Origin of the sequence: Nocardia sp. CA-151230 (assembly GCF_050942175.1) — a bacterium.
Lineage (GTDB): Bacteria > Actinomycetota > Actinomycetes > Mycobacteriales > Mycobacteriaceae > Nocardia.
Genome location: NZ_CP192061.1, coordinates 7,691,003 through 7,715,981 on the forward strand (window position 1 = coordinate 7,691,003; position 24,979 = coordinate 7,715,981).

17 protein-coding genes are annotated in these 24,979 nt (G+C 69.8%); 10 read left to right on the forward strand and 7 right to left on the reverse strand.

From position 1 onward, the window contains the following. Positions 1-201 precede the first annotated feature (201 nt). The gene (locus ACQP1O_RS36120) at positions 202-3,786 is read left to right on the forward strand and encodes an AAA domain-containing protein (RefSeq protein ID WP_433562816.1); all 3,585 of its coding nucleotides are present in this window, start codon (positions 202-204) and stop codon (positions 3,784-3,786) included. Positions 3,787-3,807: 21 nt separating this feature from the next. Here ACQP1O_RS36120 and ACQP1O_RS36125 read toward each other — a convergent pair whose 3' ends face one another. Both ACQP1O_RS36125 and ACQP1O_RS36130 read right to left on the reverse strand, forming a co-directional pair. After that, a complete protein-coding gene (locus ACQP1O_RS36125) occupies positions 3,808-4,986 on the reverse strand; it encodes an amino acid deaminase/aldolase (protein ID WP_433562817.1) in 1,179 nt (392 codons plus the stop codon). A gap of 64 nt (positions 4,987-5,050) precedes the next feature. After that, positions 5,051-5,533, reverse strand: a complete 483-nt coding sequence (locus ACQP1O_RS36130; protein ID WP_433562818.1) for a TetR family transcriptional regulator — start codon at positions 5,531-5,533, stop codon at positions 5,051-5,053. 387 nt (positions 5,534-5,920) lie between these two features. On the opposite strand from ACQP1O_RS36130, the gene ACQP1O_RS36135 reads away from it, so the two are divergent. Further along, entirely contained in the window at positions 5,921-6,655 is a 735-nt protein-coding gene (locus ACQP1O_RS36135) for a tyrosine-protein phosphatase (RefSeq protein WP_433562819.1), read from the forward strand. Between the two features lie 31 nt (positions 6,656-6,686). On the opposite strand, the gene ACQP1O_RS36140 is transcribed toward ACQP1O_RS36135, so the two are convergent. Beyond that, entirely contained in the window at positions 6,687-7,925 is a 1,239-nt protein-coding gene (locus ACQP1O_RS36140) for a class I adenylate-forming enzyme family protein (protein WP_433562820.1), read from the reverse strand. A 330-nt stretch (positions 7,926-8,255) separates the two neighbouring features. After that, entirely contained in the window at positions 8,256-9,050 is a 795-nt protein-coding gene (locus ACQP1O_RS36145) for an enoyl-CoA hydratase/isomerase family protein (RefSeq protein WP_433562821.1), read from the reverse strand. 251 nt (positions 9,051-9,301) lie between these two features. Here ACQP1O_RS36145 and ACQP1O_RS36150 point away from each other — a divergent pair, with 251 nt between their 5' ends. Then, a complete protein-coding gene (locus tag ACQP1O_RS36150) occupies positions 9,302-10,354 on the forward strand; it encodes a glutathione S-transferase family protein (protein WP_433562822.1) in 1,053 nt (350 codons plus the stop codon). On the opposite strand, the gene ACQP1O_RS36155 is transcribed toward ACQP1O_RS36150, so the two are convergent. Both ACQP1O_RS36155 and ACQP1O_RS36160 read right to left on the reverse strand, forming a co-directional pair. Next, positions 10,330-10,749: a VOC family protein gene (locus tag ACQP1O_RS36155; protein WP_433562823.1), complete on the reverse strand. Its 420-nt coding sequence runs from the start codon at positions 10,747-10,749 to the stop codon at positions 10,330-10,332. The two genes, ACQP1O_RS36150 and ACQP1O_RS36155, sit on opposite strands and share 25 nt — an antisense overlap. A 4-nt stretch (positions 10,750-10,753) precedes the next feature. Further along, complete coding sequence (locus ACQP1O_RS36160) at positions 10,754-11,593, reverse strand: helix-turn-helix domain-containing protein (protein ID WP_433562824.1); 840 nt, start codon at positions 11,591-11,593, stop codon at positions 10,754-10,756. 130 nt (positions 11,594-11,723) lie between these two features. Between ACQP1O_RS36160 and ACQP1O_RS36165 the strand changes: the two genes are divergently transcribed. The 3 genes from ACQP1O_RS36165 (at position 11,724) to ACQP1O_RS36175 (ending at position 14,300) form a co-directional block, all read left to right on the forward strand. Continuing rightward, positions 11,724-12,440 (forward strand): hypothetical protein, encoded by a 717-nt coding sequence (locus ACQP1O_RS36165; RefSeq protein WP_433562825.1) that lies wholly within the window; start codon positions 11,724-11,726, stop codon positions 12,438-12,440. Then, positions 12,437-13,384 carry an ABC transporter ATP-binding protein gene (locus ACQP1O_RS36170; protein ID WP_433562826.1) on the forward strand — a complete coding sequence of 316 codons (948 nt, stop codon included), beginning with the start codon at positions 12,437-12,439 and terminating at the stop codon, positions 13,382-13,384. The genes ACQP1O_RS36165 and ACQP1O_RS36170 overlap by 4 nt, the downstream gene beginning before the upstream one ends. Before the next feature lie 127 nt (positions 13,385-13,511). After that, a complete protein-coding gene (locus ACQP1O_RS36175; RefSeq protein WP_433562827.1) occupies positions 13,512-14,300 on the forward strand; it encodes a hypothetical protein in 789 nt (262 codons plus the stop codon). Here ACQP1O_RS36175 and ACQP1O_RS36180 read toward each other — a convergent pair whose 3' ends face one another. Continuing rightward, complete coding sequence (locus ACQP1O_RS36180; protein ID WP_433562828.1) at positions 14,301-14,834, reverse strand: VOC family protein; 534 nt, start codon at positions 14,832-14,834, stop codon at positions 14,301-14,303. It abuts the gene before it with no gap. Between the two features lie 142 nt (positions 14,835-14,976). On the opposite strand from ACQP1O_RS36180, the gene ACQP1O_RS36185 reads away from it, so the two are divergent. The 4 genes from ACQP1O_RS36185 (at position 14,977) to ACQP1O_RS36200 (ending at position 24,922) form a co-directional block, all read left to right on the forward strand. Then, the gene (locus ACQP1O_RS36185) at positions 14,977-18,723 is read left to right on the forward strand and encodes an ABC transporter ATP-binding protein (RefSeq protein WP_433562829.1); all 3,747 of its coding nucleotides are present in this window, start codon (positions 14,977-14,979) and stop codon (positions 18,721-18,723) included. Positions 18,724-18,835: 112 nt separating this feature from the next. Further along, positions 18,836-22,594 (forward strand): multifunctional oxoglutarate decarboxylase/oxoglutarate dehydrogenase thiamine pyrophosphate-binding subunit/dihydrolipoyllysine-residue succinyltransferase subunit, encoded by a 3,759-nt coding sequence (locus tag ACQP1O_RS36190; protein WP_433562830.1) that lies wholly within the window; start codon positions 18,836-18,838, stop codon positions 22,592-22,594. A 195-nt stretch (positions 22,595-22,789) separates the two neighbouring features. Beyond that, positions 22,790-23,416: a PadR family transcriptional regulator gene (locus ACQP1O_RS36195; RefSeq protein ID WP_433562831.1), complete on the forward strand. Its 627-nt coding sequence runs from the start codon at positions 22,790-22,792 to the stop codon at positions 23,414-23,416. A 12-nt stretch (positions 23,417-23,428) separates the two neighbouring features. Continuing rightward, positions 23,429-24,922, forward strand: coding sequence for a DHA2 family efflux MFS transporter permease subunit (locus ACQP1O_RS36200; RefSeq protein WP_433562832.1), 1,494 nt, complete (start codon positions 23,429-23,431; stop codon positions 24,920-24,922). Positions 24,923-24,979: the final 57 nt, after the last annotated feature.

The window sequence follows — 24,979 nt, forward strand, 5'->3', positions numbered from 1 at the left end:
TCGCGTTGTCTCCCAACATCGCCCGCAAACGCGTGCTGACGTGGGCGGGTCATGGCGGGTCCGGACCGGTGCGCGGGCCGCACCTGGCAGCACATCACACCGCCCGCAGTCATTACGCTATGGCCCGACTCGGCCACGTGACGAAGAGACCCGGCCGGGTGCGGGTGTCGGCGGAGGAGAGGCACAGGAGGGCCGCGATTGATGCTGTTCGGTGATCGTGTCGTGTGCAGCACCGGAGACCTGGTGGCGGCGGCGCGTTGTGAGTTCGCGCTGCTGCGCGCGCTCGACGCCGAACTGGGACTGGTGACGCCGGTCGAGTTCCCGTCGCCCGGCACGCTCACGCGCACCCCCGACCCGGCCGTCGAGCACCGCCTCGCCGACCTCCGCGACCGGTACGGGCCGGGCGTCACCCGCATCCGCCTATCCGGGCCCGCGGCCGACGCCCTCGCCACGACCGCGCTCATCTCCGAGGACCTGCGCGAGCGCGCGCTGGCCGGACTGCGGGACGCGCACGACCGGACGCTGACGGCGCTGCGAGCGGACGCCGAGGCGGTCGCGGGCGGTGTGGTGTTCGACGGGGACTTCGTGGCGCATTGCGAATTCCTGGTGCGCGATCACGCCCCCGAGGGACACGACTACATCGTGGCCGGGGTGGCGGGCCGGCGCGGCGGGATCGCGACCCTGCTGGGACTGGCCTCCGCCGCGGAGGCCCTGCGGCGCAACGGTTTCCGGTCCGCACTCCAGGCGCGGGTATGGGAGGACGGCGTCCCGGCCACGTACACGCTCGCGGACATGGCGGTCGTCTACCAGGCGCGGCGGGCGCGGCTCGAACTCATCGTCGACACCAAGCTCGGCGAGCTACTCCCCGTGCAGTGGGGTGACCGGCGCTTCCTGGCCTGCGGCCACTGCCCCACCTGCACGACCGAACTCGAGACCCGCCGGGACCTGCTGCTGGTGGCGGGAATGCGCCCGGCCACCCGCGCCCACCTGCGCGACGCGGGGATCACCACCGTGGACCGGCTGGCCGTCGCCGACGCCACCGTCGCCGGCATCCCGTCCGCCACCCTGACCACCCTGCGCCGTCAGGCCGAGGTCCAGATCCTGCGCGAGCGCACCGGACGTCCGGTACACGCTCTCATCGATCCGGCCGCGCTGGCTGCCCTGCCCGCGCCGACCCGTGGCGACCTTTTCGTCAGTGTCACCCCGGTCAATCCCCCCGACACCGCCGACCTCCCGCGCGCGGGGTCCGGAATCGCCCGCACCGCAGGCGATGTGATCGTGCAGATCAGCGCGCTCGAACCGGCCGACCCGGCGCCGGCGGACCGCCCGTCCGCGCAGGCCCTCCGCTTGGCCGAAACCTCCTCCGCGCCGGCGAGTTTCGTCCAGGAATCGGCGGAATCGGCCGACAGTGAGCAGTTCGCCGAACAGCGCGGCAGCGCCGCGGTCGCGACCTTCGAGCAGGGGCCCGGGGTGAGCACGGTCGCGCTGGGATTCGTGCCCGCCCCCGCCGTACCGAAACCGGCGCGCACCTTCGTCATTCGAGCCGGCGGCCCGGACACCCTCGGTCACGGGAGCCGTTCGCGCCGCCGCGACGACGCCGACGCGCTGCTGGAATTCCTGATCGAGCGCCACCGCGAATGCCCGGATCTGCGGATCCACCACTATCGCGGCGATCTGCGCGGCCTGCTGCACACCATCGGCGGACGCGATTCCGAGGGTGAGGATGTGGTGGCGGAGTTGCTACCCGCGCTGGCCGACCTGTACCCGGTGGTGCGGGCGGCGCTGGTGGTCGGCGAGCGCTCCTACGACCTGCACCAGCTGCCGCCCAATCAGGAGGAGAGTGGCGGCGGCGCGGAAGCCGTACTGCGACTGCGGGATTGGCTGCTCGACCTGGCCGCCGGGCACGAGGTCCGGCCCAGCCGGCGGTGGTCCTACGACTACGCCGAGACCGGGCCCGACGATATCGAGGCGGCGCTGCGGGAATTCGCGGAGAGCGACGGCGAGGAGCGCGGCCCGGCGCAGGAGGCGGCCGGGCTCGCGGCGGCGGCACTGGGCTATCACCGGCGCGAGCGGCGGCCGCTGCGCTGGGCGCACGACGACCGGCTCGACCATCCGGTGGCCGAATGGGCCGACACCGCAGGGGTTCTCGTCGCCGACTCCGGTTCGGTGGACACCGACTGGCACGGCACCGGGCAGCAGCCCATGCGGCGCTACCTGACCCTCACCGGCCGGCTGGGCACCGGCAACGCGCCGCCACCGGGCACGGCGGTGCTCACCCTCTACGATCGCCCCGCGCCCGGCATGACCGTCACCCCGGGGCTGCGCGCGACCGCGCACGCCACCGTCCTCGGCTGCGCGCTGGACACCAATTTCGAGGACGTGGTGCGGGTGGTGGAGATACTCCCCGAGGGCTGCGAACCCTACGACGAGCTGCCCGCGGCCATCGCGCCCTGCCCGCCCGGCCACGACGTCCACCTCGCGGAAGCCTTGGAGGACACCGCACATCAGCTGCTGGTGACCCTCCCCCAGGTGCCCGAGACCGCCGTCTTCGACATCCTGTGCCGCCGCCTGCCGCGGCTGCGCGCGGGCTCGGCACTGCCCGAGGTGTTCGGCGATCACGCCGCCGCCGTCACCGCCGCCGTCCTGGATCTCGACAATTCGTATGTGGCCGTGCAGGGCCCGCCCGGCACCGGCAAGACCGACACCACCGCGCGCGCCGTGGAACGGCTCGTCACCCGCTACCGGTGGCGGGTCGGCGTGGTGGCGCGCTCGCATCAGGTGGTCGAGCACGTGCTCGACGCCGTGGTGCAGGTAGGCGTGCTGCCGGAGCTGGTCGCCAAGGCCGACAGCCGGGCGGTGGCGCCGGAATGGCTGCCCATCGAGGCCTCGCGCTATCCGCGTTTCCTCGACAATGCCGTGAACGGCTGTGTGGTGGGCGGACTCTCGAGCGACTTCGCCGATCCCGAGCGCATCGCGCGCGACAGCCTGGACCTGCTGGTCATCGTGGACGCCGGGAAGTTCCCGCTGGCGGAGGCGGTGGCCGTGGCCGTGTGCGCCCGCAATCTGCTGCTGGTCGGCGACCCCGCGCCGCCGATGGGACACGGCGCGCATCCCGAGCCGATCGCCGAATCCGTGCTGGGGCGGCTGCTCGGGGCGCACCGCACCCTGCCCGCCGCCTACGGCTACTTCCTGGACCGCACCTGGCGCATGCACCCGCGCATGTGCGGCCCGGTGTCGCGGCTGCGCTACGACAATCGGCTGCGCTCCAATGAAACCGTCACCCTCGCACGGGAACTCGACGGCATCCCGCCCGGCGTGCGCACCGTGCCGGTGGAGCATCACGGCAACAGCACCGAATCCGCCGAGGAGGCACGGGAAATCGTGCGTCAGGTGCGCACGCTGCTCGGATTGCCCTGGCACACCGGCGCACTGACCCGTCGCCTGCACCCGCACGACATTCTGGTGGTGGCCCCCTACCACGCCCAGGTGGCGCGCATCCGGACCCTGCTGTCACGGGCCCGCATCGAGGACGTCCTGGTCGGCACGCCCGACCACTTCCAGGGCCGCGAGGCCGCGGTGGTGCTGGTCTCCATGACCACCTCCGCGCCCGAGGACGCCCCGCACGGGATCGCCGCACTGCTGTCGCGGCATTGGCTGACCAGCGCGATCTCGCGGGCCATGTGGTCGGCGATCATCGTGCGCTCGCCGCTGCTGACCGAATATCTCCCGGCCACCACCGCCGAGCTGTCCGACCTGGCCGCGGTGCTGCAGCTCGACCGGGTCTAGCCCGAATCCGGCACCCTCGGCTCAGCCGAAGCAGTGCCCTTCACCGCGATAGGTGGGCACCGTGGTGCGGCTGCCGTCCGCGTCGATCAGATGCACCTCGTTGAAGCGCTCGCACAGCTCGCCCGCCTTGGCGTGCCGGAACCAGACCCGGTCGCCGATCTCCAGGCCGTCGGCGCCCGTCAGCGGGGTCTGCACCTCGCCCGCGCCCTCGGTCCCGATCAGCTTCAAGCCCGAGGGCCACACCGGTTTCGGCACCCGCGAGGCCCCGGTGGGCCCGGAGGCGATGTAACCGCCGGAGAAGACGGTGGCGATGCCCGGCGCCGGCCGGCGCAGCACCGGCGTGGCGAAGTACATGGACGGCCGCGGCGCCAGATTGCGATAGCCGTCGAACAGGGTCGGCAGGTACAGGCCCGAACCCGCGGTCACCTCGGTGACGCCCGGGTCGGTAATGCTGACCTCGATGGACCCGGTGCCGCCGGAGTTGACCAGCTCGAGTTCACCGACCGTCGACCGCACCGCCTCCAGCACCTGGCGGCGGCGCTTCCCGATCTCCGCCGAGGACGCCCACTTCACCAGGCGCACAGCGGGATTGGTATCCGGTAGGCCCGCGATCTGGGCCTCGTAGGTCATCACGCCGACGACCTGGAAACCGCGGGAACGGGTTTCGGCGGCCAGCCGGGCGGCCTGCTCGGGGGTGCGGATGGGTGAACGGCGCACCCCGAGGTGCAGCGGGCCGAGGCGCAGTGAGGCGTCCACGTCCAGACACACACGGGGAGCGACCTTTTCGCTGCCGACGGCCTCGCGAATCAGGTCCAGCTGGGCGGTGTCGTCGACCATGAGGGTGATGGAGTCGAGCAGCAACTGGTCGGAGGCGAGTTCCGCCAGGGCGTGCCGGTCCGCGGTGGGATAGCCGAGCAGTACATCGCGCGCACCCTCCCGGACCAGCCAGATGGCTTCGCGCAGTGAGTAACCCATGATGCCCGCGAAGCCGCCGGAGGCGGTGAGCTTGGGCCCGAGGACCTCCTCGAGAACGGCGCGGCAGCGCACGGATTTACTGGCCACCCGGATCGGGACGCCGCGGGCGCGGCTCACCAGATCGGCGGCATTGGCGCGCAGGGCGGTCATATCGACCGCGGCGAGTGGAGGTTCGAGGTCGGCGGTGGCCGCGTGCAGCCCGCTGATCGGCGACGAATCGGTCACCAGATCATTCGACCACGAACCTGGTCATGCGTCCAGCATTAAGTTTCGGGGCGGGCCGGGTGCGTCAGGGCAGATCGACCGCCTTGGTCGACAGGTACGAGACCAGGTCGTCCAGCACCACCAGCGAGATCTCGTCATCACAGTCGGCCAGCCAGCGCAGCACCATGCCCTGGATGACGGCCAGCAGATAGGCGGCGATGGCATCCACCGGCTCCAGCCACTGGGTGCCCGAGCGGCCGGCGCAGTGCTCCAGGAAGGACGTCACGTCGGCGTCCAACTCCCGGAACATGGCCGTGGCGACCGGGTCCGGAACACAGGTCGCCTGGTTCTCCCAGCGCCGCCGCAGCACCGCCAGGGTGGACTCGTAGGCACGGATCTGCCGGTCCGGGGAGGATTTCAAGATCGGCCACAGCGTGCTGAGTCCCGCGTGCAGCAGGATGCGCAGGGCACGGTTACCCCTGAAATCGAGCGACCCGGCCGCGGTCTCGATGGCCTCGGTCATGGCCGGACGAAGTCCGACCTGGGTGATTTCTCCACTTGCGCTCAACGACGACTCCCTTTGGCGAAAGAACTCGCGCACCTCGCCTGCGCGGCTCGCTCAACGGGTGTTGCAGATCGGCAGTGATCTCCGGCTTGTACGCCGACGTACCCGTTCAACGGGTATCGATGTTACGTCTTTTTCTGGCCTGGCAACCAGCTTTGATAGCCGATTCCATACCTCAAGAATGTTTTGTTACCTAATCGGAACAGGCCCGCGACCGGATGGGAATGATCAAATTGAACGATCGCCCGGTAAAGCCGTTGTTTGGACCGGACGGTATTTTATCGAGGGGTGCACGAGGAAACATAGCGGGTGTGTGCGAACCCACAACGCTCCACTGTTCCTCCACTGTTCGACACTCCGGCGTTACCCGCCCACCGATAGCCTGAGCGGGTGACTTCTGCGCGCCACGACCAATTCCTGATCTCCGGCACCTTCAACTTCCGCGATCTCGGCGGCGCCCGCACCGCGGGCGGTTCCACCGTGCGGGACGGAGTGCTGCTGCGGTCCGCCCAGCTCAGCCGGCTCGACGAGACGGGCCTCACCACCCTCGGCAAGCTGGGCGTCACCGACGTCCACGACCTGCGCGGGTTCGCCGAGATCGACCACATCGGCCACGACGTCGTCCCGGACGGCGTGCGTTTGAACGTCACCCCCTTCGACCCCCGCATGGGCGAGACCCCGCCGCACGAGGCGCGCCGCCACAGCAGCGCCTCCGGGCACATGCTCGAGGTCTACCGGCTCTTCCCCGCCCTGCCCGAGGCACACGTCGCCATCCGGTCACTCGCCGACTCCGTGCTGCGCGGCACCGCGCTGGTGCACTGCGCGGCGGGCAAGGACCGCACCGGCTGGGCCGTGGCCACGCTGCTGCGAGCGGTCGATGTCACCGAAGAGGACATCTACGCCGACTACCTGCTCAGCAATGACGCTGTCCCCACCCTGCGCGCGTTGATGACCGCGAGCACCGACGAGGAACTCTCCGACGATCTGCTGGGTGTCCGCCCCGAATACCTGGAGTCGGGCACCAACTCCATGCACGCCATGTACGGCAGCCTGGACGGCTATCTCACCGAGATCGGCATCACCTCGGAGCTGCGCGACGCGCTGCGTGCCCGGCTGCTCGTCTGACCTCTGCGGCCGACCTCCTGGCGGAGCGCGATCAAACCCCGGCCGACCGGCGGACCAGGCCGTTGCCGTCGATGCTGACCTGGTTTCCGGTGTGGAACCAGGAGCCGGTGAAGCGGGACTCGGTGGTCTGCGGGTCGTTCCAGTAGCGAGGGCTGACATTCGGCCCCCGGCACAGCAGCTCGCCGTGGCCGACGGCCGCGAGCGGGCCCCACAGCGCGAGTTCGGTTCCGCCGAAGGCGAATCCGAGCGCGTCCCGGCCCGGAGCGGCGTCGTCACGCGCCAGCCCGATGCCGGAGGTCTCGGTCGCGCCCCACACCGACCACTGACGGGCCTCCGGGAAGACCGCGCGCAGGGAGTTGGCGACGGATTCCGACCTGGCCGGGTCGGCCGCGGCCAGTTCGGCGCGATGCCCGGCACTGCAGATCTGTCGCACCCGCTCCACCCGCAGTCCGGCCAGGCCGGGCAGCAGACCGGCGAAGATGCGCGGAGTCGCGGCGACCATGTCGATGCGTTCGGCGACAAGGGCTTCCGGCACCGTGGATCGGTCGGGGGTGAGCACCACGGTGCCGCCGACCGCGAAGGTGGGCAGCAGCTGGTCGACGCAGCCACTGGCGTGCGCGAGCGGCAGCAGCACCAGATTGCGCAGGCCGTCGGTGGGCAGATCCAGCGCGCCGACCACGGAACGAATCGCGGAGAGCAGGTTCTCGTTGGTCAGCTCCACCCCGCGCGGGCCCGCCTCGGAGCAGGGGCTGGTGTAGCTGAGCAGTGCCAGTTCGCCGAGGGACGCGCCGTCGTCGATGAAGGCCGCACCATCGGGCAGCGCGTTGCGGAAGCCCGCCGCGCGGCCGCCGCCGTCGAGCACGAAGTCGGCGCAGGCGTCGTGAATCACGCGGTCCGCCACGGCATCCGGCAGCCCGTCGTGGACCAGCACCGGCACCGCCCCGGAGAGCAGCGCCCCCAGGAACGCCTGCACCCAGCGGGCGCCGACCGGCATGCGGACCGCGACCCGGTCGCCGTAGCCGATGCCGTGCTCCTGCAGGCCGCCGGCGATGCGGGAGGCCGAGTACCAGAGTTCGCGGTAGGTGAGCCGGGGGCCGCCGATCTCGACCACGGCCTCGCGGGAGGCGAAGGTGTGGACCTGGATGTCGAGGAGTTCGGTGAGCGCGGGCGTGAGGTTGCCGTAGCGCAGGATGCCGTCGGCGGCGCGGGCAAGCGGGTTGTCGCACCAGCTGTTTCGCGTCTGCGGATATTCCACGAGTAACTGCGACATCGTCGTCCCTCCGGGTACCTCGAAGCCCTGCAGGCAAGAGTGACTATATGATGCAGATCACATCGGTGGGCGGATTGTCGGCAAACGGATGTCAGGCTTTCACACCACGGAAACAGATCGCCGCCCGGCCGACCCCACATTCCCCCAACCGAGCCTGCGGAAACATCGAATTTGCGGGGTCCTCGCAACAGTCGCATCGGGATTCCCCGCCGGGCGGTCTCGTGCCACCCCGATCCCATACCGGTGCAGGTAACGGGCTTGACACGCCCGGGCGGTAGCCGACACGCCCGGGCGCGCACAGTCGATCGGCAGCGCACGGCCGATCGGAGCCTACTGGCCTGTGTACGTGGCCTTTCCGGGGCCGACCTCCAGGAAGCTGCGCACCGCGCCCCGCAGATCCGCGGTGCCGAAAAGTTGCCCGGACACCTCCGGAGTCACCGAATCCGCGTGCGCCACACCGCCCGACCGCCACGCCTCGATGATCGTCTTGGTGGCGGCGTGCGCGCGGGTCGGGCCCTCGGCGAGCCGGGCCAGCAGCGCCCGGGCCGCGGTGTCGACATCCTCGTGCACCGCATTGACCACACCCCACTCGGCCATGGTGGCGGCGGAGTAGGTGTCACCGGTCATGACGAACTCGCGGGCGCGGCCGGAACCGGCGCGCTCGGCCAGCCGCTGCGGGCCGCCCATCGACGGCGTCAGGCCGACCACGGTCTCCACCAGGCCGAACTTGGCCTTGGGTGCGGCCAGGATGATGTCGCAGGCCAGCGACATCTCGAAGGCCGCCGTCAGGGTCAGCGAGTGCGCGGCGAAGATGACCGGGCAGGGTAGCGCCTCGAGCGGGTGGATGATGCGCGCGAACAGGGTCCGCCACAGCTGCGCGCCCTCCTCCTCCGACAGACCGTCGAAGACGTGCACGTCGACGCCACCGGAGACCAGCTTGCCGTCGGCGCGGATCAGCAGCGCACGGGGCGGATTCTCCGACAGCTCGTCGAGATCCGCGGCCAGCGTGTCCATCAGGGCCTTGTCGAAGAGGTTCAGCGGCGGATTGTCGATGGTGAGGATCGCCGCGTCCGCGCCGCCGTCGGTGACGATGCGCTCCAGGCGGGTGGGCTTCGAGTCAGTCATGACCCTGAATGTATGCGGCCGCTTACTTTTACAAAAGGGTGAGCACGACATCGGCCATGACGGCCGAGTAGATCAGCTCAATGGTTCGCGGCCGTCTCGATTCTGGACCGCGGCTTGATAGACCTCCGCCTTGGAGCGGGGGAGCGAACGGCTCCATAGACCTGCGCCTTGGAGGAACGGAGGAGGGAAGAATCGAGACCTCAGGGCCGCGAACCCGCCCCGTAGCGAAGCGGAGGGGCAAAATAAACACAGTGACCTCGAAATCCGAGCCGGGAACCTACGTCGAACCGGGCGAATTCAAGCGGGATACGAACTACATCGACACGCGGATCACCGCCGACGGGCGGGACGGGTATCCGGTCGAGCCCGGACGGTATCGGCTGGTGGCGGCGCGGGCTTGTCCATGGGCCAATCGCACACTCATCGTGCGGCGGCTGCTCGGACTGGAATCGGTGCTGTCGCTGGGACTGTGCGGGCCCACCCACGACAAGCGCAGCTGGACCTTCGATCCGGATCCGGGCGGGGTGGATCCGGTGCTGGGCATCCACTTTCTGCGGGACGCCTACTTCGAGCGGTTCCCCGACTATCCGCGCGGCATCACCGTGCCCGCCATCGTGGACGAGCGCACCGGCGCGGTCGTCACCAACGACTACGCGCAGATGACCCTCGACTTCTCCACCGAGTGGGCGGAATACCACCGGCCCGGCGCGCCGCGGCTGTATCCGGAAGATCTTCGCGCGGAGATAGATTCGGTGAACCGCCGCGTCTACACCGAGGTCAACAACGGCGTGTACCGGTGCGGGTTCGCGGGCGGGCAGGACGCCTACGACGCCGCCTACGACCGGCTCTTCACCGCACTCGACTGGCTGTCAGAGCGACTGGCGACGCAGCGGTACCTGGTCGGCGACACCATCACCGAGGCCGACGTGCGGCTGTTCACGACACTGGCCCGGTTCGATCCGGTCTATCACGGCCACTTCAAGTGCAATCGAGAGAAACTCACCGAGATGCCGGTGCTGTGGGCCTACGCCCGCGACCTCTACCAGACCCCCGGGTTCGGCGACACGATCGACTTCGTGCAGATCAAGCAGCACTACTACGTCGTGCACACCGACATCAACCCGACCCGGGTGGTGCCCAAGGGACCCGAGCTCGGCAATTGGCTGACCCCGCACGGCCGGGAAGCCTTGGGCGGCAGGCCCTTCGGCGACGGCACCCCGCCGCCCCCGCCGGTCGAGGCCGAGCGCGTGCCCGCGCGACACGCCCCGGCCCGGCCCGGCTACTCGCCGGCCGCGCCCCGGTAGGTGCCGAAGCTCCAGTAGACGCCTTCGGGGTCGCGGCAGGTGAAACCTCGTGACTCGTAATCGGTTTCATCGCGCAGCTCACGGGTGACGGTGGCGCCCGCGGCCTGCGCCCGGGCGTACAGGGCGTCCGCGTCGTCGACGGCGATGTATACCGAACCGACGCCGGGCGGCTGGCAGTCCAGCGCCATGCCCTCACGGACGCCGCCGAGCATGATGGCGCCGCCGCCCGGCCAGGCGAGTTCGGCGTGCGCGACGGTGTCGCCCTCGTCGTAGCGGGCGGTGGTCTCGAAGCCGAAGGCCCGCTCCAGGAATGCGATGGCGGCCGGGGCGTCGCGGTAGACCAGGGTCGGCCAGACGACGGTGCCGGTCTCGATGGGGGTTGTCGTTTCGCTCATGGGACTAGCCTCCGATCTCGGCGGCCTGCTGGTCTTGGACGAATGGGAACTCCTCGCGTTCCCGCCACACCGACGGCGGCATGCCCGCGAGCTCCCGCCATTCGCGGGCCATGTGCGCCTGGTCGTAGTACCCGGCGGCGGCCGCCACCTCCGCGAGCGGGGGCAGGATCGGGTCCCGCAGCATGCGGTGCGAGCGTTCGAAGCGCGCCACCCGGGCGGCGTCCTTGGGGGTGATGCCGAATTCGGCGCTGAAACGGCTGCCGAGATGTCGTCGGCTCCAGCCGATCTCGTCGGCCACGGCGGCCACCCGCACCGCCGGGTCGGGGCCCGACAGCAGGGTCCAGGCGCGGGTCAGCTCGGCGTCCCAGTGCACCGGATCCACCTGGCGCAGCAGGATTTCATCGATGACGGCGAAGCGCCGCGGCCACGAGGGCGCCGACGACAGCCGCTCCCGCAACTCCGCCGCGCGCGGCCCGAGCACGTCGGCCAGATCCACGATCCACGACCCGAGCGCCGCCGCCGGCATCCCGAACAGCGCCCGGCAGCCCAGTGGCGTCAGGTTCAGCTGTACCCCGTGCTGGAACCCGTTGTGGGCGATCACCGCCGGCCGCACCGTGAGCCCGCTGGCCAGCATGTCCCAGTGACCGCCCGCCTGCTCCGGATGCGAGGACACCGGCACGTGGATGGGCTCGTCGATGGTGATGATCACGGTCAGCGCCGACGCGGGCATCCCGACATGCGTACCCGGCGCGAAGCCGTGCAGCAGATAGCCCTCGTACCCGAGGACGTACGCGCGTAATCGCGGGTCGGGCACTCCCGACGCGCCTTCGGACACGCCTGCCACGTCGTCCACCCTAGGCCGATGGCCTCCGGCGCGGGACCCTCCCGCCCGGAACCGGTCTATCTCGCGAATCGTTGTCGAGGTGCCATAGAGTTTCGGTCTGGAGGACCGCACGAAGAAGGGGTTGTCGCCGATGTTCAAGGCCGGGCTCGAAAAAGCGGTCGTCTCGCTGCTCGACAACGGGTCCCAGGTACAGGCCCCGGCTGTCACGAAATACGTGGGCAAGCTGCGGGATGCGCATCCGGGTGAGACGCCGGGGCAGATCATCGCGCGCATCGAGAAGCTCTACCTCAATACCGTGACCACCTCCGGCACGGCGGTCGGCGCGACCGCGGCGGTGCCGGGCGTCGGGACGGTGGCGTCGCTGGCGGCCATGAGCGCGGAGACCGCCTTCTTCCTGGAGGCGTCCGCGGTGTTCACCCTGGCGGTGGCGGCCGTGCACGGGGTCGCGCCCGAGGACAAGGAGCGCCGCCGCGCCCTGGTACTGGCCGTGGTGCTCGGCGAGAGTGGCATGGAGATCGTGCAGAAGAGCGTCGGGCACTCGGCCGCGAACTGGGGCGGGCTGCTGGCGGGCAAGATCCCGGGCCTGAGCGCCATGAACGATTCGCTGCTCAAACGGTTCATGATCCAGTTCATCGCCAAACGTGGCGCGCTCATGGTCGGCAAGGTGATTCCGGCCGGAATCGGCGCGGCCATCGGCGGATTCGGTAACCGGGCGATCGGGCACGGCGTGGTCGACAATGCCCGCAAGGCGTTCGGCGCGCCGCCGCTGACCTGGCCCCAGCCCCTGGTCATCGACGCCGATCCGCTGCTCGCGGTGGAGGCGCCGATCCGGAACGTGCAGCCGTGAGCGCGCGGCCGCTCGCCTTCGCCGCCGGGGGCCTGACCAAGACCTTCGAGAGCGTCACCGCGGTCGAGGACGTGAGCTTCGTGGTGCCCGCCGGCAAGGTGGCCGCACTGGTGGGCCCGCGCGGCGCGGGCAAGTCCACGGTGCTGCGCATGCTGCTCGGGCTGCTCACCCCCACCTCCGGCACCGCGAGCGTGGGCGGACCCGGCTCCGGCGTGCGGGCCGGACGCCAGGTGGTGGGCGCCATGCTGAATCCGCGCGGCCTGCACCCGGCCCGGCGGGTGTTCGCCCAGCTGCGCGTCTACGCCTCCGCCGCAGGCGTTTCCGATGCCCGGGCGGAGGAACTGCTGGCGCTGGTGCGGCTCACCGATGCCGCCGACCAGCGCATCGGCGGCCTGCCGGAGGGCATGCGGACCCGGCTGGCGCTGGCCGTCGCACTGCTCGGCGATCCTCCGCTGCTGGTGCTCGACGATCCGGCCGCCGGGCTCGATGTCGGGGAGACCGCCTGGCTCAACGACTATCTGCGCGGCCACGCCCGCCGCGGCGGCACCGTGCTGCTCACCTCCCGCACGCTCAGCACCGTGCTGCCCATCGCCGACGAGCTACTCGTGCTGGACCGCGGTCACATCGCATACCAGGGCAGCCCGGCCCGGCTGCGCCGCAGCCACCCGGACCGGCTGCTGGTGAAGGCCTCCAGCCCGATCGCGCTGGCCACCACCCTGGCCGCGCAGGGCTTCACCGACGCGGTCATGCGGCCCGACGGCCGCCTCGCCATCGCGGAAGCCTCGCTCTCGCAACTGGAATCGGCCGCCTCCACGGCCCGCGTCCAGCTCACCGAGATCACCCCCGAACACATTCATCCCGACCAGGTCCTGGCCGCCCTCACCCACAGCGGGCCCCCGTCCCCCATGTACCCGGGCCCGGCCGCCTACCGGACCTATCGGTGAAGTCGTTGCGCCACACCGCTGTCCGCACCATCGCCGGAGACTCGGGCCGTCGGCGGCCCGGCCACGCCCGCCCGATCGGGGCCGCACGCCTGCGCGGGGTCGATGACCTCCCACGAAAGGACATTCGATGATCCTCACTGTGCCGCCGATGGTGACCCGGGCCGCGAATTCCGAAGTGCGGAAGGTGACTTCGGTGCGGTCGAACTGGCTGATCGGCGGCGGGGTCATCGTGGCGGGCGTGATCGCGTTCGTGGCGCTGGGCACCGGATTCCAGCCCGGCGACTCGCATGCGCAGGGCTTCAGCTCCGGATCGGGCTGGGCGGCGCTGCTGACCACCTGGGTGCTGGTGCTCACGGTCGCCGCGGCGGCCACCTTCGGGGCGCTGGGTGCGGGCACCGATTTCCAGTCCGGATCGCTGGCGATGAGTTCGCTGTACACCCCCGACCGCACGCTGCTGCTCGGCGCGAAACTCGCGGTGGCGGGGGCGTTCTCGCTCGGCACCGTGCTGCTGATGGAGGTGCTGGGCGGGACCGCCATGCGGCTGGCCGGCGGCTCCCGGGTGCCCCTGGACGGCGGCTTCTTCGGCGTGCTGATCGGGGTGGCGCTGGCGGCGGTGTGCTGGGCGGTGATCGGCACCGCGATGGGTGTCGTGCTGCGCTCGCCCACCCGGGCGCTGGCCGCTGTACTGGGCTGGGCCGTGCTGGAGCCGCTGATCTGGATCACCGCGCGCGCCATCGGATTCGGCGGGCTGGCAGCCGTCCTGCCGGTGTCCTCGACGGTCGGGGCGATCAGCGGCGGCCGCTACGCCAAGAGCGCGCTCATCGCGCCGACCCCGGCCGCCATGGCGCTGCTGGTGCTGTGGAGCGCCGCGGCGGGTGCGGCCGCCTGGTGGATGCTCACCCGCCGCGACCTCTGATCAGGCGCGGCCGGAGAACAACCGCTGCCACACCTCGTGATCGGTGCGCGGACCGCCGGGAGTGTCCGCGCCGTACTTCGCGATGAGACCCGGCAGGTCCAGCGGGAGGCTCGGCGCGGTCATGGCGGCCAGCTCCGCTTCCACCGCGGAGTCGGGAACCAGCCAGCAGACCTCGAATTCGATGCCGTCGGGGTCGGCGGCGTAGAGGGCCTTGGTGGAGGCGTGGTCGGAGGCCCCGGTGAGCGCGCCCGCCGCGACCAGGGCGTCGCGCACCCGCTGCAGTTCGCTCAGCGTGTCCACCTCCCAGGCCAGGTGATAGAGGCCGACCCGGCCGGTGCGGTGCGGGACCGACGGGTCGGGCGACTGGAACAGGCCCAGGTCGTGGTCGTTGGCCGACCCCGCCGCCTGCAGGAATGCCCCGCCCGGGAATCCGCCGGGCAGGCGGCGAAAGCCCAGCACCTCGCTGTAGAAGGCGACCGAGCGCTCCAAGTCGGAGACGAACAGGACGGCGTGATTGAGACGCTGAATCGGCATGGGGGCGACTCCGTTTCGAAGGACCGTGACGATCCAGCCGACCACGGCGTGCCGCACCGCACAAGCCGCCGTCCCGGCACACTGGACGGGTCGGCACGACGACGGGAACAAAGTGGGGGTGGGGAGACGGTTGTTCTCCGGGATGACTTCGAAGGATGTGGATACCGTGCGCGGCTGGCTGCACAGGTTGTGGGAGCGGTGCGCCGGGCACCCGTGGATGCTGTCCGGGCTGGGGCTGGCCATCGTGCTCGGCGCGATCGTGGAGGTGACCGGACCGCTGCTGGCCAAGCGCGCCCTCGACGGCGCGACCGCCGGGAGCACCGGCATCATCGCGGCCATGGCCGTGGCGCTGGGCGTGCTCGCGGTCGGCCGCTTCCTCGCCTCCTACGGGCGGCGCATGCTCGCCGGGCGGCTCGCCCTCGACGTCCAGCACGAACTGCGCGTGGATCTGCTGTCCGCGCTGCAACGGCTGGACGGGCCCGGACAGGACGGGCTGCGCACCGGGCAGGTCATCTCGCGCTCGATCAGCGACCTGACCCTGGTGCAGGGCCTGCTGGCCATGGGCCCCTGGTCCGCGGTGGCGGCACTGCAATTCGTACTCGCCGCGGGCGTCATGCTGTGGCTCTCACCGCCACTGGCCCTGGCCGCGCTGCTGGTGGTGCCGGTGCTGGCGCTGGTGGTCTACCGGGTGCGGCCGCGGCTGTACGCGGCGACCTGGTCCGCGCAACAGCGCGCCGCCGACCTGGCCCAGCACGTCGAGGAGACCGTCACCGGCGTGCGCGTGGTGAAGGGCTTCGGGCAGGAGGCCCGCATGGTCGACGTGCTCGAGCAGCACGGTCGCACGCTGTACGCCGAGCGCATGCGCGCCGCCCATATCGACGCCCGCTTCAGCCCCACCCTGGGATCGATTCCGCAGGCCGGTCTGGTCGCGGTGATCGCCGCCGGCGGGCTGCTCGCCTTCCACGGCAGCATCGGGCTCGGCACCTTCCTGGCCTTCGTCGCCTACGTGTCGACGATGACCAACTCCACCCGGATCGTGTCGTACGTGGTGGTCATGGCGCAGCTGACGCGCGCGGCGGCCGAACGCGTGAACCAGGTCATCGACAGCGCGCCCGAACGCATCGATCCGGAGCACCCGGTGGAGGTGCCCGAGGGACCGCTCGGCATCGAAATCGATGATCTCACCTTCGGTTTCGAGCCCGGCCGGCCCGTGCTGCGCGACTTCACACTGAACATCGCGCCCGGCGAGACGGTGGCCGTGATCGGCCCGGCGGGCTCGGGCAAATCCACCCTGAGCCTGCTGCTGCCCCGCTTCTACTCCCCCGGCTCCGGCCGGATCACCCTGTACGGCAAGGATTCCCGCGCCGACATCGCCGACCTGCGCGCCGCCGACCTGCGCTCGGCGGTCGGCGTGGTCTTCGACGAGGCCTTCCTGCTCTCGGACACCATCGCCGCCAATATCGCCCTCGGCCGGCCCGAATCCACCGAGGCGGAGATCCAGGCCGCCGCCAAACAGGCCGCGGCCGACGACTTCATCAACGCCCTGCCCGACGGCTACGAGACCGTGGTCGGCGAACGCGGCCTGACCCTCTCCGGTGGTCAGCGCCAGCGCATCGCGCTGGCCCGCGCCCTGCTCGCCGACCCGCGCATCCTCGTCCTCGACGACGCCACCTCCGCCGTGGACGCCGTCACCGAGGCCGCCATCTTCGCCTCCCTCCCCACCGATTCCGGACGCACCACCCTCATCCTGGCCCACCGCGAATCCACCCTCGCCCACGCCGACCGCGTGATCCGCCTGCCCGCACCGGAATCCGGCGACGAGCGGACAGTGGTGACCGCGGACGCCCGGGACATGACCGCGGAAACGGCTGCCGGAAGCCGGCACTCGGTCGATCGGGACACACCGGCGGAAGTGCGGCGGGTGCTGGGGAAGCTGCCGCCGGCCACCGAGCGGCCGGGGCTGGACGCGGCCGAGCTGCGCGAGCCCGACCCGGGCTTCCGGCTCAGTCATGCGCTGCGGCTGGTGAAGTGGCTGGTCGCCGGCACCATGGTGCTGCTCGCGCTGAACGCGGTCGTGGGCGTGGGCTTCCCGTCCGTGGTGCGGTACGCGATCGACTCGGGCGTCGGCAAGCACGACGGCCGGGCGCTGGTGCAGGCCACCGCGATCGGGGCCGTGCTGGTGGGGCTCGGCTGGCTCGTCGCCTCGACCTCACTGCTGTGGAGCAACCGGGCCGGGGAGCGCGTGCTCTTCGGGCTGCGGGTCCGCAGCTATGCCCACCTGCAGCGGCTCGGGCTCGACTTCTACGAGCGAGAACTGTCCGGCCGCATCATGACCCGGATGACGACCGATATCGACGCCCTGTCCACCTTCATGCAGACCGGACTGCCGGACGCGCTCGTCGCGCTGCTGACGGTGGCCGGCATCGCGGTGGCACTGCTGGTGATCGACTTCCAGCTGGCGCTGGTCGTGTTCGTGACGCTGCCGCCGCTGCTCCTGGCCACCTGGTGGTTCCGCAAGGTCTCCGATTCCGCCTACAGTGCCGCGCGCGAACATTCGGCCACCGTGAACGCGGACTTCGCCGAGAATGTCGCGGGTCTGCGGGTGGTGCAGGCCAATCGGCACGAGGCCATCTCCGCGCGCCGGTTCGCCGGGTACTCCGACAATTTCCGGGTCAGCCGGATGCGGGCGCAGCGGGCCATCGCCACCTTCTTCGCCTTCGTCGGCATGTGGGCGGATCTGGCGCTGGCGTCGGTGGTCTTCACCGGCGCGTGGGCAGTCGCGCACGGGTCCACCACGCCGGGCACGCTGGTGGCCTTCGTGCTCTACCTGCAGCTGCTGTTCGGGCCGATCATGCAGCTCTCGCAGCTGTTCGACGGGTATCAGCAGGCGCGAGTCGGGTTGCGGCGCATCGGGGAACTGCTGCGGACCCGGTCCTCCATCGCGCCGGATCCCGCGGACGCCGCGCCCATCGACGGGCGGCTGCGCGGGGAGGTCGTCTTCGACAATGTCCGCTTCCAGTACCCGGGCGCGGTGCGGCCCGCGCTCGAGGGCGTCAGCCTGACCATTCCGGCGGGCGGCAGCCTGGCGCTGGTCGGCGAGACCGGCGCGGGCAAGTCGACCATCGTGAAGCTGCTCGCCCGGCTCTATGACATGCCCCGGACGCCGGGTGACCACACAGCCCGGTCAACGGGTGACGGGAATCACGAACTTTCCGGCAGTGTTACGCCGTTCTCCATAGCGGATATGCATGACAGTGGCCATGATCCGGACGGCACCGGCGCAATTCGCGTGGACGGCGTGGATATTCGCGACTATCGGCTCGCCGAGTTCCGCTCACGGCTCGGCGTGGTCCCTCAGGAAGCTCACCTGTTCACCGGCGACATCGCCAGCAACATTGCATTTGGCAAACCATTTGCGAGTCCAGGGGAAATCGAGGCGGCCGCGGCCGCGGTCGGGGCGTTGGACACCATCACCGCCCTGCCCCAGGGCATGCGGCAGCCGGTCGGTGAACGCGGGCGCGGGCTCTCGGCCGGGCAGCGGCAGCTCATCGCCCTGGCCCGCGCCGAACTGGTCCGCCCCGATCTGCTGCTGCTCGACGAGGCCACGGCCGTACTGGATCCGGCCGCCGAGGCATCGGTGCTGGTCGCGAACGAATCGGTGACGCGCGGCCGCACCTCGGTCATCGTCGCGCACCGGCTGGCGACCGCCGCCCAGGCCGATCGGATCGCCGTCGTGCAGCACGGCCGGATCAGCGAAATCGGCACCCATGACGAACTCCTCGCGGCAACCGGCCAGTACTCCCGCTTGTGGGCTGCGGCGCAGGCGACCGAAGGAATATTCTCGGGCGCGGACGAGTCGTCATCAGAGAATGTGTCCGCTCGGTGGTAGCCATGCCCGACGGCGAACAGGGGTGGGCATATCCTCAGTGGGGGCGCATCGGCGCGCATCCGCCGATTACCCGTGCCGGGCACGTCACAAACGTCGCAGCGCGAAGAACGAAATGAGGCGAACACCTGCTGTGAGCAGCTCAACAGACCAGTTCGGACAGAACCAGTGGCTTGTCGACGAGATGTACCAGAAGTACAAGCAAGACCCCTCGTCCGTCGATGAGAGCTGGCACGAGTTCCTGGCGGATTACACGCCGGAGAACGCTGCCGAGATTGGTACCAACAGCCAGGCGGTCGCCGCCGTCGCTCCGGCACCCGCCGCCGCGGCCCCCGCCGTGAATTCCACCCCTGTCGCCACCCCCGCCCCGGCCGCCCCCGCCCCGGCTCCGGCCCCCGCCCAGGTGCGCACCCCCCAGACCACTCCCGCCCCCAGCTCCAACGCGGCCCCGACCTCGGGCGGCCCCAAGCCGACCGCCGAGGACGAGACCAAGGTGCTGCGCGGGCCCGCCGCGGCGGTCGTCAAGAACATGTCGGCGTCGCTGGTCATCCCCACCGCGACCTCGGTGCGTGCCATCCCGGCCAAGCTGATGATCGACAACCGTCTGGTCATCAACAACCACCTGGCCCGTACCCGCGGTGGCAAGATCTCCTTCACCCACCTGCTGGGTTACGCCATCGTGCAGGGCATCAAGGCCTTCCCGAACATGAACCGGCACTTCGCCGAGGTCGACGGGAAGCCGAACGCGGTCACCCCCGCGCACACCAATCTCGGTCTGGCCATCGACCTTCCGGGCAAGGACGGCAGCCGTGCGCTGGCGGTCGCGGCCATCAAGAACGCCGAGGGCATGACCTTCACGCAGTTCCACAGCGCGTACGAGGACGTCGTGCGCCGCGCCCGTGACGGCAAGCTGACCAACGACGACTTCGCCGGTGTCACCATCTCGCTCACCAACCCTGGCACCATCGGCACCAACCACTCGGTGCCGCGCCTCATGCTGGGCCAGGGCGCGATCATCGGCGCGGGCGCCATGGAGTACCCCGCCGAGTTCCAGGGCATGAGCGATCAGCAGCTGGCCGAGATGGGCATCGGCAAGCTGATGACCCTGACCTCGACCTACGACCATCGCATCATCCAGGGCGCGGAGTCCGGCGACTTCCTGCGGACCGTGCACAACCTGCTGATCTCCGACGAGTTCTACGACGAGATCTTCCACGGCATGGGTGTCCCCTACGAGCCGGTGCGCTGGCGCAAGGACATTCAGGAACGCGGCATCGACAAGTCGACCCGCGTCCAGGAGATGATCAACGCCTACCGCAGCCGCGGCCACCTGATGGCCGACACCGACCCGCTGCGGCTGGTGAAGGACAAGTTCCGCTCGCACCCCGACCTGGATGTCACCCAGCACGGCCTGACCCTGTGGGACCTGGACCGCGAGTTCAACGTCGCGGGCTTCCACGGCCAGGAGCGCATGAAGCTGCGCGACGTGCTGTCCATCCTGCGCGACGCCTACGCCCGCCACGTGGGTGTGGAGTACACCCACATCCTGGACCCCGAGCAGCTCAGGTGGATTCAGGAACGCGTGGAGCAGAAGCACGCGAAACCCACTGTGGCCGAGCAGAAGTACATCATGTCCCGGCTCAATGCGGCCGAGGCGTTCGAGACCTTCCTGCAGACCAAGTACGTGGGCCAGAAGCGCTTCTCGCTGGAAGGCGCCGAGTCGGTCATCCCGATGATGGACGCCGTCATCGACCAGTGCGCCGAGTACGCCCTCGACGAGGTCATCATCGGTATGCCGCACCGCGGCCGCCTGAACGTGCTGGCCAATATCGTCGGCAAGCCCTACTCGAAGATCTTCACCGAGTTCGAGGGCAACATGAACCCGGCCGCCACCCACGGCTCCGGCGACGTGAAGTACCACCTCGGCGCGCGCGGCACCTACCTGCAGATGTTCGGCGACAACGAGATCGAGGTCTCGCTGACCGCCAACCCCTCGCACCTCGAGGCCGTCGACCCGGTGCTGGAGGGTCTGGTCCGCGCCAAGCAGGACCTGCTCACCAAGGAAGACATCGTCACCAAGGGTGAAGAGGCGCGGTCGTTCTCGGTCGTGCCGCTCATGCTGCACGGTGACGCGGCCTTCGCCGGCCAGGGTGTCGTGGCCGAGACGCTGAACCTGTCGGGTCTGCGCGGCTACCGCACCGGTGGCACCGTGCACATCGTGGTGAACAACCAGATCGGCTTCACCACCGCGCCCGAGTACTCGCGTTCCACCGAATACTCCACCGACATCGCGAAGTTCATCGGCGCCCCGATCTTCCACGTGAACGGCGACGACCCGGAAGCCTGTGTGTGGGTGGCCAAGCTGGCCGTCGACTACCGGCAGAAGTTCAACCGCGACGTGGTCATCGACATGATCTGCTACCGCCGTCGCGGCCACAACGAGGGCGACGACCCGTCGATGACCCAGCCGGGCATGTACGACGTGATCGACACCAAGCGTTCGGTCCGCAAGGCGTACACCGAGAGCCTGATCGGCCGCGGCGACATCTCCATGAAGGAAGCCGAAGACGCCCTGCGTGACTACCAGGGTCAGCTGGAGCGGATCTTCAACGAGGTGCGCGAGCTCGAGAAGTTCCCGCCGGAGCCGTCGGAGTCGGTCGAGGACGAGCAGCAGCTGCCGCCGAACCTGGTGACCTCCGTGGACAAGACGGTGCTGCAGCGCATCGGCGACGCGTTCGTGAACGTGCCCGAGGGCTTCAGCGTGCACCCGCGCGTCAAGCCGGTGCTGGAGAAGCGTCGCGAGATGGCCTACGAGGGCAAGGTCGACTGGGCCATGGCCGAGCTGCTGGCCTTCGGCACGCTCATCGACGAGGGCAAGGCCGTCCGCCTGACCGGTCAGGACTCCCGCCGTGGCACCTTCTCGCAGCGGCACTCGGTGATCATCGACCGCAAGAACGGTGACGAGTACACCCCGCTGCACAACATCGGGTCGAAGAACCCGGGCTGGTTCGCGGTGCACGACTCGGCGCTGTCCGAGTACGCGGCGGTCGGTTTCGAGTACGGCTACTCGCTGGGCAACCCGGACGCGCTCGTCCTGTGGGAGGCGCAGTTCGGTGACTTCGTCAACGGCGCGCAGTCCATCATCGACGAGTTCATCTCCTCCGGTGAGGCCAAGTGGGGTCAGCTCTCCGAGGTCGTGCTGCTGCTGCCGCACGGTCACGAGGGCCAGGGCCCGGACCACACCTCGGGTCGTATCGAGCGCTTCCTGCAGCTGTGTGCCGAGGGTTCGATGACGGTGGCGGTCCCGTCCACCCCGTCGAACTACTTCCACCTGCTGCGCCGCCACGCCCTGGACGGCATCCGCCGCCCGCTGGTGGTCTTCACCCCGAAGTCCATGCTGCGCAACAAGGCCGTGATCTCCGAGGTCGAGGACTTCACGGACAACAAGTTCCGCACCGTGCTCGAGGAGCCCACCTACGAGTCGGGCGACGGCGACCGCGCCAAGGTCAAGCGTGTGCTGCTCACCTCCGGCAAGATCTACTACGAGCTGGTGGCCGAGAAGAACAAGCACAACCGCGACGACGTGGCCATCGTGCGCGTCGAGCAGCTGTACCCGATTCCGAAGTTCCGCCTGAACGAGGCGCTGGAGCAGTACCCCAACGCCGCCGATCTGGCGTGGGTCCAGGAGGAGCCGGCCAACCAGGGCGCGTGGCCGTTCTTCGGCCTGAACCTGCCGGAGATCCTGCCCGCCCGCTTCGGCAAGCTGCGCCGCATCTCGCGCCGCGCCATGTCGGCCCCGTCCTCGGGTTCGTCCAAGGTGCACGCGGTGGAGCAGCAGGAGATCATCGACGAGGCGTTCTCCCCGACCGCGTAATTCGGCCGGACCGCGGTGAAACGGAGCCGCCCGCTGGATCTTTCGATCCGGCGGGCGGCTCTTTCGTTGCGGGAGTGCGGTAGGCGAGCGGCAAGGGTTGTCTCGGACGTGTTCCGCATCGTATATTCCACGTGGAATATTTGGTACGGAGTATGTCGGTGACCCGCGATAGCGTCACCGGGAATGGAGGTCCAGGTGACCCGGAAGCAGTCGACACCGGCACTCACGCCCTTGGCGATGCTGGTCCTCGCGCTGCTGGAGGAACGTCCGATGCACCCGTACGAGATGTATCAAATGCTCTTGAGCAGGCACGAGGACGAGTTCGTGAAGATCAAGCCGGGCTCGCTCTACCACGCCGTGGCCCGGCTGGCCGACCAGGAACTACTGGCCGCCGAGAGCACCGATCGGGCCGGCAACCGGCCGGAACGAACCACCTACCGCATTCGCACCGCCGGGCGCGAGGCGCTGCGCGCCCGGATCCGGGACCTGCTGCGCGAGCCGGCCCGGGAGTACCCGGTCTTCGTGACCGGATTGGCCGAAGCGCACAACTTGCCCCTCGACGAGGTCATCGATGCTCTCCGCGAACGCGTCGCCTCGATCGACGCCCGGCTCGCCGAGCTCGACACGCTCCACGACCTGGCGGCCGCCTCCGACGTTCCGCGGCGGTACTGGGCCCGCGTGGACTACATACGCGCACAGAACACCGCCGAAGTCGAATGGCTGCGTGGATTCATCGCCGAGATCGAGAGCGGCGGCATCGAATGGGAGACCTTCGACGAGTCCGGCGAACGCACCGACATCACGAACCACACGCTGAGATAGGAACCCGAATCCGTGTCCACACAACGCAATCCGTGGCTGGCGCTATACGCGCTGGTCGTCGGGTTCTTCATGATCCTGCTGGACATGACCATCGTCGCGGTGGCAAATCCGGCGATCATGAAGGACCTGCAGGCCGATGTCTCCCAGGTCATCTGGGTCACCTCCGCCTACCTGCTGGCCTACGCGGTGCCGCTGCTGGTCACCGGCCGGCTCGGAGATCGCTTCGGCCCCAAGAACATCTACCTCGGCGGCCTGGCCGTGTTCACCCTGGCCTCGCTGTGGTGTGCCGAGTCGACGAGCGTCAACATGCTGATCGCGGCCCGCGCCGTACAGGGCCTGGGCGCGGCGCTCATGACGCCGCAGACCATGGCGGTCATCACCCGCACCTTCCCGCCGGACAAGCGCGGCGCGGCCATGGGCCTGTGGGGCGGCGTGGCCGGTCTGGCCACCCTGGTCGGCCCGATCCTGGGCGGCGTGCTGGTGGACTGGCAGGGCTGGCAGTGGATCTTCTACGTGAACGTGCCGATCGGCATCATCGCCTTCGCCCTGGCCTTCTGGCTGGTTCCGTCGCTGCCCACCAACGAGCACAAGTTCGACCTGGTCGGCGTGGTGCTCTCAGCCGTCGGCATGTTCCTGCTGGTGTTCGGCATCCAGGAGGGCAACAGCCACCACTGGGACGCCTGGATCTGGGCCATGATCATCGCCGGCGTGGCGGTGCTGGCGCTGTTCATCGTCAACCAGGCCCGTAATACCGGTGAGCCGTTGGTGCCGCTGAGCCTGTTCAAGGACCGCAACTTCGCGCTGTCCAACCTGGCCATCGCGGCCATGGGCGCGGCGGTGACCAGCGTGTTCGTGCCCGCCTACTTCTATCTACAGCAGGTACACGACATGACGCCGACGCGCTCGGCACTGGTGTTCGCGCCCATGGCGATTCTGACCGGCATATTCGCGCCGATCATCGGCAAGATCTCGGACAAGGTCGCGCCGCGCGTCATTCCGACCATCGGTTTCGCGCTCTTCGCGGCGACCCTGTTCGCGTTCGGCGTCCTGATGAAGCCGGACGGCTCGATCCCGCTGTTCATGATCGTCGGCGGCATCTCGGGTATCGCCAACGCGTGCATCTGGGCGCCGCTGGCCACCACCGCCACCCACAACCTGCCGGTGCAGCAGGCCGGTGCGGGCGCGGGCGTCTACAACACCACCCGTCAGATCGGTTCGGTGCTCGGTTCGGCCACGATCAGCGCACTGCTCTCGGCTCGCATCTCGGCGCAGGGCCTGCCCAGCGGCCCGATCGGCGAGGGCGGCGGCAAGAGCCTGAGCAGCCTGCCGGCCGAGGTCCGAGGTCCCATCCTGGAGAAGCTCAGCACCGCGCTGAGCCAGTCCATCTACCTGCCCGCCCTGATCCTGTTGATCGGCGTCGCCGCCTCGGCGCTGTTCATCGGGCACGGCAAGGCGGAGGGTGATGAGCGCGACGATATGGCGAAGGCCGATATCGGGGTGCACTGATCCGCTGACATTCGAAAGCGCTGTCCGCCGGGGCTTTCCCGGCGGGCAGCGCTGTCC